This is a genomic window from Pantoea sp. AG702, from assembly GCF_003182295.1.
GTDB lineage: Bacteria > Pseudomonadota > Gammaproteobacteria > Enterobacterales > Enterobacteriaceae > Pantoea > Pantoea ananatis.
Window position 1 is genome coordinate 1039668 of the sequence record NZ_QGTU01000001.1, and the last position, 13097, is coordinate 1052764.

The 13097-nt window shown below is 53.6% G+C and carries 11 protein-coding genes; 8 read left to right on the forward strand and 3 right to left on the reverse strand.

Features of this window, described 5'->3' with window-relative positions; translation table 11 throughout:
- Window positions 1-261 precede the first annotated feature (261 nt).
- Complete coding sequence (locus DFO57_RS04975) at window positions 262-1002, forward strand: FNR family transcription factor (protein ID WP_013025869.1); 741 nt, start codon at window positions 262-264, stop codon at window positions 1000-1002.
- Between the two features lie 119 nt (window positions 1003-1121).
- Window positions 1122-2075 (forward strand): universal stress protein UspE, encoded by a 954-nt coding sequence (gene uspE, locus DFO57_RS04980; protein WP_013025870.1) that lies wholly within the window; start codon window positions 1122-1124, stop codon window positions 2073-2075.
- Between the two features lie 48 nt (window positions 2076-2123).
- Here uspE and pntB read toward each other — a convergent pair whose 3' ends face one another.
- Both pntB and pntA read right to left on the reverse strand, forming a co-directional pair.
- Window positions 2124-3512, reverse strand: coding sequence for a Re/Si-specific NAD(P)(+) transhydrogenase subunit beta (pntB, locus tag DFO57_RS04985; protein ID WP_013025871.1), 1389 nt, complete (start codon window positions 3510-3512; stop codon window positions 2124-2126).
- A gap of 3 nt (window positions 3513-3515) precedes the next feature.
- Window positions 3516-5048, reverse strand: a complete 1533-nt coding sequence (gene pntA, locus DFO57_RS04990) for a Re/Si-specific NAD(P)(+) transhydrogenase subunit alpha (protein WP_028715180.1) — start codon at window positions 5046-5048, stop codon at window positions 3516-3518.
- Window positions 5049-5581: 533 nt separating this feature from the next.
- Between pntA and ydgH the strand changes: the two genes are divergently transcribed.
- Window positions 5582-6535: a DUF1471 family protein YdgH gene (gene ydgH, locus DFO57_RS04995; protein WP_013025873.1), complete on the forward strand. Its 954-nt coding sequence runs from the start codon at window positions 5582-5584 to the stop codon at window positions 6533-6535.
- 210 nt (window positions 6536-6745) lie between these two features.
- Window positions 6746-8134 carry a basic amino acid/polyamine antiporter gene (locus tag DFO57_RS05000; protein WP_105076981.1) on the forward strand — a complete coding sequence of 463 codons (1389 nt, stop codon included), beginning with the start codon at window positions 6746-6748 and terminating at the stop codon, window positions 8132-8134.
- On the opposite strand, the gene DFO57_RS05005 is transcribed toward DFO57_RS05000, so the two are convergent.
- Window positions 8131-8541: a hypothetical protein gene (locus DFO57_RS05005; RefSeq protein ID WP_013025875.1), complete on the reverse strand. Its 411-nt coding sequence runs from the start codon at window positions 8539-8541 to the stop codon at window positions 8131-8133. The two genes, DFO57_RS05000 and DFO57_RS05005, sit on opposite strands and share 4 nt — an antisense overlap.
- Window positions 8542-8715: 174 nt before the next feature.
- Here DFO57_RS05005 and rstA point away from each other — a divergent pair, with 174 nt between their 5' ends.
- The 4 genes from rstA to asr all read left to right on the forward strand — a co-directional run bounded on the left by rstA (window position 8716) and on the right by asr (window position 12910).
- The gene (rstA, locus tag DFO57_RS05010; RefSeq protein WP_022623195.1) at window positions 8716-9441 is read left to right on the forward strand and encodes a two-component system response regulator RstA; all 726 of its coding nucleotides are present in this window, start codon (window positions 8716-8718) and stop codon (window positions 9439-9441) included.
- A complete protein-coding gene (gene rstB / locus DFO57_RS05015) occupies window positions 9438-10739 on the forward strand; it encodes a two-component system sensor histidine kinase RstB (RefSeq protein ID WP_013025877.1) in 1302 nt (433 codons plus the stop codon). The genes rstA and rstB overlap by 4 nt, the downstream gene beginning before the upstream one ends.
- Before the next feature lie 18 nt (window positions 10740-10757).
- The gene (locus DFO57_RS05020) at window positions 10758-12245 is read left to right on the forward strand and encodes a carboxypeptidase M32 (protein ID WP_013025878.1); all 1488 of its coding nucleotides are present in this window, start codon (window positions 10758-10760) and stop codon (window positions 12243-12245) included.
- Window positions 12246-12412: 167 nt separating this feature from the next.
- Window positions 12413-12910: an acid resistance repetitive basic protein Asr gene (asr, locus tag DFO57_RS05025; RefSeq protein WP_013025879.1), complete on the forward strand. Its 498-nt coding sequence runs from the start codon at window positions 12413-12415 to the stop codon at window positions 12908-12910.
- Window positions 12911-13097: the final 187 nt, after the last annotated feature.

Sequence of the window (13097 nt, forward strand, 5' to 3'; positions counted from 1 at the left end):
AATCGGGAAAGTCTGCGCTAACCCCGTTTTTAACCCTTATTCCCGGTCTTAAGATAAAGAAAGATCCTGTCTGAAATCATAAAACCGTAAACATATATTGACGGCCGTTACACTTTGACATCAAGAAAGCCAGTAATAACAGCCTTCAGCGAAGTGTAACAGACCACACTTTTTGTATGCCTAAAAACTGCTCGGATGAGTTCCTTTGCGAGCGAAAAATGGTAAAATTGACCGCAGTCAATTATCGTCGAGCAAACCACTATGTTCCCTGAAAAACGTATACAGTCAGGCGGTTGTGCGATTCACTGCCAGGATTGCAGCATTAGCCAGTTATGCATCCCTTTCACACTGAACGAACATGAGCTTGATCAGCTAGATAACATTATTGAGCGAAAGAAACCCATTCAGAAAGGTCATACGCTGTTTAAAGCCGGTGACGACCTCCGCTCCCTTTATGCTATCCGTTCCGGCACGATCAAAAGCTATACCATCACTGAACAGGGCGATGAACAAATTACCGGGTTCCATCTGGCGGGTGATCTGGTCGGTTTTGACGCCATCATGAATGCCAGCCATCCAAGCTTTGCCCAGGCGCTGGAAACGGCGATGGTCTGTGAAATCCCCTTTGATACGCTGGATGATTTATCGGGCAAAATGCCGGCCCTGCGTCAGCAGATGATGCGTCTGATGAGCGGCGAAATCAAAGGCGATCAGGACATGATCCTGTTGCTGTCCAAGAAGAACGCTGAAGAGCGGCTGGCGGCCTTTATCTGGAACTTATCCCGCCGTTACGGTCAGCGGGGGTTCTCACAGCGTGAGTTCCGTTTGACCATGACGCGTGGCGACATCGGCAACTATCTGGGATTAACCGTTGAAACCATTAGCCGTTTGCTGGGGCGTTTTCAGAAATCAGGCATGCTGGCGGTGAAAGGGAAATACATCACTATTGAGAACCACGCCATGCTGGAAGGTCTGGCGGGCCAGAGCCATCAGGCAGCCTGATGGTTAAGCCGGGTTAATAAATGTTATTTTATTGATCCGGCTACATCTTTTTCACTTTCTTACTGCGTTGAACATAGGCTATCTTTAATCCAGTCGCTTTGGTTTAAGGAGAGTAGCCTATGTCCCAGTATCAAAATATTCTGGTCGCCATCGATCCTCAACAGGATGACCAGCCCGCGCTGCGACGTGCGGTATATCTCAACCAGCTTATCGGCGGCAAAATCAAAGCTTTTCTGCCTATCTACGACTTCTCATATGAGATGACCACCCTGCTCTCACCGGATGAGCGCACCTCAATGCGTCAGGGCGTGATCTCTCAGCGCTCAGAGTGGATACGCGAACAGGCCCAGGCCTATCTGGATGCAGGCGTGGATATCGATATCAAAGTGATCTGGCATAACCGTCCTTACGAAGCCATCATTCAGGAAGTGCTGGCTCATCAGCATGATTTGGTGCTTAAGATGGCGCACCAGCACGATCGGCTGGAAGCGGTGATCTTTACGCCGACGGACTGGCATCTGTTGCGTAAATGTCCTTGTCCGGTATGGATGGTCAAAGATCAGCCCTGGCCCGAAGGTGGCAAAGCCCTGGTGGCGGTTAACCTCGCCAGCGAAGAACCTCACCACGATGCCCTGAATCAGAAACTTATTCGTGAAACCGTTAAACTGGCAGAAAGCGTAAACCATACCGAAGTTCATCTGGTGGGCGCCTATCCCATCACACCGATCAATATTGCCATTGAACTGCCCGACTTTGATCCCAGTGTGTACAACGACGCGATTCGTGGCCAGCACCTGGTGGCGATGAAAGCGCTACGGCAGAAGTTCTCTATCAGTGAAGAATTCACTCATGTCGAGAAAGGTTTACCGGAAGAAGTCATACCCGAACTTTCAGGGCATCTGGGCGCGGGGATTGTGGTACTAGGCACTATTGGCCGAACCGGACTGTCGGCCGCTTTCCTGGGCAACACGGCGGAACAGGTGATCGATCACCTGCGCTGCGATCTGCTGGCGATAAAACCGGATGACTTTGTTTCGCCGATTACGCTTGAAGAGGATGACGAGCACGACTAATCAGGCGAGGTTCGCAACAAGGGCGACACATTGTGTCGCCCTTGTTTATTACAGCGCTTTAAGAATATTTTCCACGCTGGCTTTGGCATCACCAAACAGCATTTGGGTGTTTTCTTTGAAGAACAGCGGGTTTTGCACACCGGCATAGCCGGTATTCATTGACCGCTTAAACACAATCACGTTTTGCGCCTTCCACACTTCCAGCACCGGCATACCGGCTATCGGGCTGCCGGGATCGTCCTGAGCGGCGGGATTGACCGTATCGTTGGCACCGATCACCAGCACCGTATCCGTGTCGCTGAAGTCATCGTTAATTTCGTCCATCTCCAGTACCACGTCATAAGGCACTTTTGCCTCAGCCAGCAGGACGTTCATATGGCCGGGTAAACGCCCAGCGACCGGATGAATACCGAAGCGTACCTTGATGCCACGGGCGCGCAGTTTTTCGGTGATCTCGGCCACCGGATACTGTGCCTGTGCCACCGCCATCCCGTAGCCGGGCGTGATAATGACGCTCGTGGATGACTTCAGCATTTCTGCGGTGTCTTCCGCACTGATCTCGCGGTGTTCGCCAGCCTCTTCGCTGTCCGTTACCGCGCTGCTGTCGCTGCCAAAGCCGCCGGCAATGACGCTGATAAACGAACGGTTCATCGCCTTACACATAATGTAGGAGAGGATGGCACCCGATGACCCCACCAGCGCGCCGGTTACGATAAGCAGATCGTTGCTGAGCATGAAGCCTGCCGCCGCCGCCGCCCAGCCTGAATAGGAGTTCAGCATAGAAACGACGACCGGCATGTCTGCCCCGCCGATGGAGGCAACCAGATGCCAGCCGAAAGCCAGTGCAATGACCATCATGACAAACAGGGCAAATCCCTGCGCGCCGCTACTGTCTGTGTTGACGAACCACAGCAACAGCAGGAATGACACGATCAGCGCCAGCAAATTCAGCTTATGCCGGTGAGGCAACATCAGCGGTCTGGACGACAGTTTCCCGCACAGCTTACCGAACGCAACCAGCGATCCTGTAAAGGTGACCGCACCAATAAAGATACCGATAAACACTTCGCTGAGATGGATATTTTCCATGACTGCGGGCAGTCCGGGGGCATGATCGATATAGCTGTTGATCCCCACCAATACCGCAGCCAGCCCGACAAAGCTGTGCAGAATGGCAACCAGCTCGGGCATTTCTGTCATTTCAACCCGTCTGGCTAACCGGATGCCGATGGCCCCGCCGATCACCATGGCCAGCAAAATCCAGACGACATTGCTACTATCGGGACCAAAAATGGAGGCGATGAGCGCAATTGCCATGCCGCTGATGCCAAAGAGATTCCCTTGTCTTGAGCTTTCATGTTTAGAAAGCCCGGCAAGGCTCATAATAAAAAGTATTGCGGCAACAATGTATGCTGCTGTCACTAATCCGCCAGACATGTGTTACCCCTTACGAAACATTTTCAGCATGCGCTGCGTGACGGTGAAGCCACCGAAAATATTGATGCTGGCGATCAATACGGCAATAAAAGACAGGAAGCTGACCCAACCGCCATGTCCCATTTGCAGCACAGCGCCTACCACGATAATGCCGGAAATGGCATTGGTGACAGACATCAGCGGTGTATGCAACGCATGGCTCACGTTCCACACCACGTAGTAACCCACTACGCAGGCGAGCGCGAAGACGGTGAAATGTGACAGGAATTCACGGGGTGCGACGTTCGCCAGGCAGGCAAAAAGCACGATGGCCAGCGCCAGCAGCAGATAGCTGCGTCGTGGCGATCCCGTCGCAACCTCACTCTTTTTCTGCACCGGTGCAGACGTGGTTGTGGCTTTAGGTGCAGCCGAGACCTGAATCGGTGGCGCAGGCCAGGTCACCTCGCCATCGCGCACGACGGTAACGCCACGGATGACAACATCGGCGAAATCGATAGCAATTTCACCGTTTTTCTCTTTGCACAGCAACTTCATCAGATTAACGAGGTTAGTGCCGTAAAGTTGTGAAGACTGGGTGGGTAAACGGCTCGGTAAATCGGTGTAGCCAATGATTTTCACGCCGTTGGCGGTGACGGTAACCTGATCGGCAACCGTCAGCGCACAGTTGCCGCCGGTTTGCGCCGCGAGGTCCACAATAACGCTGCCCGGCTTCATGCTGGCCACCATCTCTTCGGTGATGAGCGTTGGTGCGGGTTTTCCCGGAATCAGCGCCGTGGTGACGATGATATCGACCTCTTGCGCCTGCTGAGCAAACAGCGCCATTTCAGCTTGAATAAAGGCATCGGACATCACTTTGGCGTACCCATCGCCGCTGCCCGCGTCCTCTGCAAAATCGAGTTCAAGGAATTCCGCGCCCATACTCTGGACCTGCTCTTTGACCTCAGGACGCGTATCAAAAGCGCGCACAATGGCGCCAAGGCTGCCGGCTGCACCAATCGCCGCCAGGCCAGCCACGCCGGCACCAATGACCATGACTTTTGCCGGTGGCACTTTACCCGCCGCGGTGATCTGCCCGGTAAAGAAGCGGCCAAACTCATGTGCGGCCTCGACGATCGCACGATAACCGGCAATGTTCGCCATGGAACTGAGCGCGTCGAGCGACTGGGCGCGGGAAATACGGGGAACGGCGTCCATGGCCATCACCGTGACATGTCGCGCGGCGAGCTTTGCAAGCAGTTCGGGATGCTGAGCGGGCCAGATAAAGCTCACCAGCGTGCTGCCCTCGCGGGTCAGACCTGTCTCGTCATCATCGGGTGCGTTCACCTTCAGCACGATATCGGCCTGCCAGACCTGCTGGCGGTCAGTCAGCGAGGCACCCGCGGCAAGATAGCTGTCATCATCAAAGCTGGCGCGCTTACCTGCATCATGCTCTACAGCCACGCTGAAACCCAGCTTGATTAGCTGTTCAACGGTCTTGGGCGTTGCAGCCACACGTGACTCGTTAGCCAATCGCTCTTTGGGTATTCCAATTAACATAGTTTTCCCTTTCATCGATTAAAGGAGGATGATCCTTGCGGTACACATTGCCGTGCCGATACCAACCATCAGGCAATGTGATAAAAAGCAATAACCTAATCGTTTCTAAAGCTACTGAAATTGTTACGGACGATCTACTGCACAGGCGCAGTTATGTCACATTCGCCGTAATATCCAGCCGGAGTGACACAATTCCGCATAACCTCACTGTATAGGGACATTAGCAGCAAACAATCTGCTGACTGTTGCGCGCTTCACCCTGATATTCCTTTTAAAAAAAGCTAAAATTAACAATGCATTAACTATTTTCGTACTGTTATCACAGCGCATTTCATCTTATTGTCTTAAGCGTAAGGCAAAATCGCGCGGCGCGCGGTCAGGATTGAATAATCTGGCTCACAACAAGAGATATATCGCAAAAAATGGCTGCGACAGCGTGTTTATAACATGTAATAATCAGCGGCTAATCTGTTATACATCAAGAGTCCAGCACGTTTTCGTACTCATTTTGCGTAAGGCGAAGGATCATTTTTATGAAGCTGAAGAACACTATTCTGGCATCTACCCTGTTATCTCTGCTGGCGGCAAATGCATTTGCGGCTAAAGAGCTGACGCCAGAACAAGCGGCCGCGTTGAAGCCATTCGAACGTATTAATATCACCGGTCGTTTCAATGCAATTGGCGATGCGGCCGATGCCGTTTCAAAACGTGCTGATGAACTGAATGCAGATTCTTATTACATTCAAGGCATTAACGACAGCAACGGTAACAGCGGCAACTGGCGCGTGACCGCAGACCTGTACAAGGCCAACGCGCCTAAAGCCAGTCAGGAAACTGAATACCGGATGTTCAATGGCCTGAAAGAGCTGCCCAAGGCAGAGGCTTATCGCCTGGAACCCTTCGATACCGTGACCGTCAACGGCTTCTTCCCGAGCCAGCCTGATGTGAATGACGCGATCTCCAAAGCCGCAAAAGAAAAAGGCGCAGCCTCCTTCTTTATCGTGCGTCAGGTTGATGCCAATACCGGCGGCAACCAGTTCATTACCGCGTACATCTATAAGGCCGATGCGAAACAGCGCGTGGTGCAGAGTCCGGACACCATCCCGGCAGACTCTCAGGCGGGCAAAGCAGCGCTGGCGGCAGGCGGTGCAGCCGCTAAGAAAGTGGAAATCCCCGGCGTCGCCTCTTCAGAAACCCCTAGCAACACGGTAGGCCGCTTCTTTGAAACGCAGAGCTCAACCGGTAAACGCTATACGGTGACCTTGCCGGACGGCAAAGAGATCCAGGAAGTGAATGCGGTCACGGCAGCACAGATGCAGCCGTTTGATACCGTAACCTTTAGCGGACATTTTGGTACGCCAACCGAGGTTTCACAGGAAACCGCGAAACGCGCTGCCGAGAAAGGGGCTAAATTCTACCATGTGACGCGTCAGTGGCAGAACCAGAGCGGTGGCAACCTGACCGTGACAGCCGATCTGTTCAAATAAAATACCGCAGGGCGGCGCCCGCCGCCCTGTTGTCTGTTTGCATAATTCCTGCCCGATTTTGCATAGCCACGCATTGCCATCCTTCACCGCACTCCGTAAAATCCTCCGCCTGTTTTTCAGAGTATTTAACGCGCTATACGTAACACAATGACGATATAACGTTGTGTTTATGCTGGTCATCCAGCCACTTATGCTAGCAGGAAGAACGTTTTGGAGAAAAAATTAGGCCTCAGTGCCCTGACAGCGCTGGTTCTCAGCTCTATGCTGGGCGCAGGTGTTTTCAGCTTGCCGCAAAATATGGCGGCGGTCGCCGGTCCGGCGGCGCTGTTGATCGGCTGGCTGATCACGGGCGCGGGGATTATCTTCCTCTCGCTGGCGATGCTGTTACTGACGCGGCTGAAACCTGAACTGGACGGCGGGATTTTTACCTATGCCCGCGCCGGATTTGGCGAACTGACCGGATTTTGTTCCGCGTGGGGTTACTGGCTGTGTGCGGTTATCGCTAACGTCTCCTACCTGGTTATCGTTTTTTCTGCGCTGAGCTTCTTTACGGATACGCCTGATCGGATCATTTTTGGCAACGGTAACACCTGGCAGGCGATGCTGGGCGCATCGGTGCTGCTGTGGCTGGTTCACTGGCTGGTGCTGCGCGGGGTGCAAACCGCTGCCAGCATCAACCTGCTGGCAACCCTTGGCAAACTGGTTCCACTGTTGCTGTTTGTTGTGCTGGCCGTACTGGCCTTCAATTATGACCGGTTTCACTTCGATTTTTCCGGACTCAGTTTGGGCGTCCCCTTGTGGGAACAGGTCAAGCAGACCATGCTGATCACGCTGTGGGTGTTTATCGGCGTGGAAGGCGCGGTGGTTGTATCCTCTCGTGCAAAGCATAAAAAGGATGTCGGACGCGCGACGCTGTTGGCGGTGCTGGCTGCCCTGCTGGTCTATTTGCTGGTGACGCTGCTGTCACTGGGCATCGTTCCCCGTGCGGAGCTGGCGGAAATGCGGAATCCTTCCATGGCGGGCCTGATGACGCGCCTGACGGGGAGCTGGGGTAACGCCATTATTGTGGTGGGCCTGATTATTTCCGTGTGCGGGGCTTACCTGAGCTGGACGATCATGGCGGCTGAAGTGCCCTTTATTGCCGCACAGCAGGGTGCGTTTCCACGCAGTATTGCCCGGCAGAACGCCCGCAACGCGCCTGCCGCCTCGTTATGGCTGACAAACGGCAGTATTCAGGTTTGCTTGATCCTCATTGCCCTGACCGGCGCAGATTACAACACGCTGCTCATCATTGCCTCTGAAATGATTCTGGTGCCCTATCTGCTGGTCGGACTTTATCTGATTAAAGTGGTGAAAGGACAGCAAAAACCTTGGGCGCTTGCCGTCGGTGTGGGCGCCAGCCTGTATGGCATCTGGCTGTTGTATGCGTCAGGCCCGCTGCATCTGTTTACGTCAGTGGTGCTCTATGCGCCGGGTATTTTACTGTTTATTTTTGCGCGCCGTCGCGGGCATGAGGTGGCATTGAAGCCGGTCGAACGGGTTGCCATGATGCTGATCGTGGCGGCAACCCTTCCTGCGATGTGGGAACTGCTTGCCTAGTGCGCCTGATCCAGTACGACACACAGCAGGTCATCCTGCTGTGTCAGTGCTACAGGCTTAGGGTATTCTTCATGAATAGCCTCAAGCTGCTTGTCTGACAGCGGGTACGGAAGCTGAATATCGAAGCGGGAAATGTGTTGCTGCTCGGCAAGCGTGATCAAACGGGCTATGTTGATTTCATCGCTGACCTGCGTTGAAATGATTTGTAATGCTAATTCTTTAAGCTGATCTTCACTCGCCTGTAAGCTGTGCGCAGATTTGCGTGTCACCATGCCAAATATAGGCAGTACGCCGTAGATTGCATCCACAAAGCTCCATCGTTTTTTACAGGATGCCGACAGGAAATCACTGTAATTAAAGCAGATGCGATCGCGGTATACCGCTGATGCCAGCTCTTTATCAAACACTTTGGCTCCTCAAGGTGATCACAATGAATCCGGAACACACGTTAAACGCAGGGTTAATGACTGTCTATTTTGCGGAATATATCCCAGTTACTCAAGGATATTTCGTGTGATTGCATAGAGCTCTGCGTCAGGAAAAGTTATGCTTTACCCCTCCTTTTTACGTTAGAAAGCATCATGCACAAAATCGTTTACGTTGAAGATGAACCGGAAGTGGGCTCGCTGATTGCCGCTTACCTTGGACGACATGATATTGAAGTGATTGTGGAGACGCGCGGCGATCGGGCGGAAGCCACTATTGTCGAGCAGCAGCCCGACCTGGTCATGCTGGATATCATGCTGCCAGGCAAAGACGGTATGTCAATCTGTCGTGACTTACGCGCGAACTGGCAGGGACCGATTGTCCTGCTCACGTCTCTCGACAGCGACATGAACCATATTCTGGCGCTGGAGATGGGCGCCCAGGATTATATCCTGAAAACGGCGCCCCCTGCGGTGTTGCTGGCCCGACTGCGCCTGCATCTGCGCCAGTCCCAGCAGGGCCAGAGCGAAGAAGCCCCGACGCCAGCGAAAAACAATCGCATGTTACGCTTTGGCTCTCTGACGATTGATGCGCTCAATCGTCAGGTCGTGCTGTTTGACGAAAACATTGCCCTGTCTACCGCAGATTTCGATTTGCTCTGGGTGCTGGCGAGCCATGCCGGGCAAATTCTGAACCGTGACGCGCTACTAAAAACGCTGCGCGGCGTCAGCTACGACGGGATGGATCGCAGCATTGACGTGGCGATTTCGCGCCTGCGCAAAAAGCTGCACGACAGCGCCACCGAGCCATTTCGTATTAAAACCATCCGTAATAAAGGCTATCTGTTTGCGCCACAGGCTTGGGACACGCGTTCGGTATGAAAAAACTTTTTATTCAGTTCTACCTGCTGCTGTTTGTCTGTTTCCTGGTGATGTCGCTAATGGTCGGGCTGGTTTACAAATTTACCGCCGAGCGTGCCGGTCGCCAGTCAATGAACGACCTGATGGCCAGTTCGCTCTATCTGATCCGCAGCGAACTGCGTGAGATCCCGCCACGGGACTGGAATAAGACGATTAAGAGTCTCGATCTCGGCTTGTCGTTTGAGCTGCATATTGAGCCAATGAGTAAGTTTGAACTGGATGAAAATGAACTGCGCCGGCTGCGCGCAGGCGAAATCGTGGCGCTGGATGATAAATACACTTTCCTGCAGCACATTCCCCGCAGCCACTACGTTCTGACCGTTGGGCCAATCCCTTACCTGTTTTATCTGCACCAGATGCGCCTGCTGGATATGGCCCTGGTGGTGTTTATCGGGATGTCGCTGGGGTTGCCGGTTTTTATCTGGCTACGTCCGCACTGGAAAGAGATGCTGCGGCTGGAGCACGCGGCTCAGCGTTTTGGTCAGGGACAGCTTGATGTCCGCACGCACTTCGACAGCACCTCTAGCCTGTTCAGGGTCGGCGTGGCTTTTAACCAAATGGCGGAAAACATTAATACGCTGGTCGCCAGTAAAAAACAGCTGATTGACGGCATCGCCCACGAACTGCGAACGCCGCTGGTACGTTTGCGCTATCGTCTGGAGATGAGCGACAATCTGACCGAAGCGGAGTCAGCGGCATTGAACCGCGATGTCAGCCAGTTAGAAAGCCTGATTGAAGAGCTGCTGACCTATGCCCGTCTCGATCGGCCCCGCGTCGATCTTAATTTGCAGTCGCTGGATCTGGCGAACTGGTTACGTGAGCGCATGGAAGATTTCCGGGCGATAAACCCGGAGACACAGATCGATCTTGATTTACCCCAGCGTGAAAACTACGGGATTTCAGATACCCGACTGATGGAGCGCGTACTGGATAACCTGGTCAATAACGCACTGCGTTATGCCGGTCAGCGCCTGCGGGTTAGCCTGTGGTTTGATGGTGCGCTGGGGAACCTGCAGGTCGAAGATGATGGCCCGGGCATTCCCCTTGATGAACGTGAACGCGTATTTGAACCTTTTGTACGACTCGACCCAAGCCGTGACCGCGCCACCGGGGGCTGTGGGCTTGGCCTTGCCATCGTTCACTCTATTGCCCATGCATTAAGTGGCCGGGTTTCTATTGAAACCAGCCCGCTTGGCGGGGCCAGCGTTCGCTTTTGCTGGCCGCTGGATCTTCCCTTTCGGGAACTGCCACGACGTTAACTCATTCAGGAGCATTATGTGACTTCAGCTTATCAACAACTTTGTGCCACTTTTCAGCGCCTGTCGCGTTTCAGCCACGTCAGCGCCATCGCCGGATGGGATATGCAGACCACGATGCCACCAGGCGGCAGTGCTGCGCGGGGTGAAGCGCTGGCGGAGATGAGTGTTTTGCAGCACCAGATCCTGACAGACAAGCGCCTGGGTGACTGGCTTGAGCAGGCAGAACAGCAATCTCTCAATGATGTAGAGCGCGCCAACCTGCTCGAGATGCGTCGCGCCTGGACCCAGGCGACCTTACTGCCTGCCGAACTGGTCGAAGCAAAATCCATTGCGGGTTCGCGCTGTGAACATGCCTGGCGCAGCCAGCGTCCCGCCAATGACTGGCAGGGCTTTGCCACAAATTTGAAAGAGGTGGTGCGCTTAAGTCGTGAGGAAGCGCAACTGCGCGCGCAAGCCAATGGCTGTTCCCGGTACGATGCCCTGCTCGATGTTTTTGAGCCGGGGATGACCAGCGCCCGACTGGATGAGACGTTTGGACAGTTAAAAACCTGGCTACCGGCGCTGTTGCAACAGGTGGTGGAAAAACAGGCGCAAGAACCCAAGTTAACCCCTCAGGGGCCATTCCCCATCGAGGCGCAGCGCGAGCTGGGGCTGAGCATTATGGCCGAGCTGGGCTTTGATTTTAACCATGGTCGGCTGGATATCAGTGCGCATCCTTTCTGCGGCGGCGTCCCCGACGATGTGCGCATCACCACCCGTTACAATCAGGATGAATTTCTGAGTGCCATGATGGGCGTGATCCATGAAACCGGCCATGCCCGTTACGAGCAAAACCTGCCCAAACAGTGGCGGGGCCAGCCGGTGGCACTGGCGCGCTCCACCGCCATTCATGAATCACAAAGTCTGTTTATGGAAATGCAGTTGGGCCGCAGCGCGCAGTTCCTGCAACGCATCCTGCCGCAGGTGATCGCTAAGATGGGGGCGCAACCGGCACTGCAGGCTGATAACTTTGTGCGTTTAGCTCAGCAGGTAAAACCCGGATTGATTCGCGTGGATGCCGACGAGCTGAGCTATCCGGCCCACGTGATTCTGCGTTATGAAATTGAACGTGCGCTCATCGAAGGTGAGATTGAGGTCGAGGATATCCCCGCACTCTGGGATGAGAAAATGCAGCAGTCTCTGGGCATCGATACGCGCGGGAATTACCGCAACGGCTGCATGCAGGATATTCACTGGACCGATGGCGCGTTCGGCTATTTCCCGACCTATACGTTGGGCGCGATGTACGCGGCTCAGTTGTTCCAGGCTTTGCAAAAAGCGATTCCACAGTCGGCAGAGCTGATTTTGCATGGCGAACTGCAGCCCGTTTTTGACTGGCTACAACAGAATATCTGGCAACACGGCAGCCGTTTCTCTACCGATCAGCTGATGCTTAATGCCACGGGAGAGGCGCTGAACCCGGACTATTTCCGCAAACATCTTGAGCAGCGTTACCTGAACAGTTAAGGTAGCAGGCGGTCTGAAGGCCGCCTTTCACTTCCCCCCGCCCACTTTGTACAATCGGTTACACGGCGATACCAATGACCCACGGACGCGCCTGTTATTTTCTCATATAGTCATTTCACCGGCCCCGCAGTGGGCTACACATGAAAAAATAGTCCGAGGGTTTTGCAATGAAAAAATTATTTGCACTGGTAATCGCCGCTGCCATGGGTCTGTCTTCAGTTGCTTTCGCTGCCGAGACAACTGCTGCTCCAGCCGCTGCTGCTACCACTACTACTACCGCTGCACCTGCTAAGACCGAACACAAAGCTGCCGCTCACAAGAAGCACCATAAAGCTGCACAGAAAGCTCAGGCTGCTAAGAAAAAAGCAGTGAAGAAAGACACCGCGCAGAAAGCTCAGGCGGCTAAAAAGAAAGTCGCTAAGAAAGATACCGCTCAGAAAGCGCAGGCCGCTAAAAAGCATCACAAAGCTAAACCAGCCCAGAAAGCCCAGGCTGCTAAGAAACACCACAAAGCTAAACCAGCCCAGAAAGCTCAGGCTGCTAAAAAACACCACAAAGCTAAAGCAGCCCAGAAAGCCCAGGCCGCTAAAAAACACCACAAAGCTAAACCAGCTCAGAAAGCCCAGGCTGCTAAAAAGCACCACAAAAAAGCCGCTAAAAAATAAGGTCACCCTTTAGGGTTCCGAGTAAGCGTTAATAATTAAAACACCCGGTTCTGCCGGGTGTTTCTTTACTGGAGTGGCTAATATGGTCCGTCGCTATCGCTTCGAAATTATTCTGATTGTGATGATCTTATGTGGCGTTATCGCGGCCAGTTTTTTTATTTAGTCGCTGTCGCGTACTGATTAACTG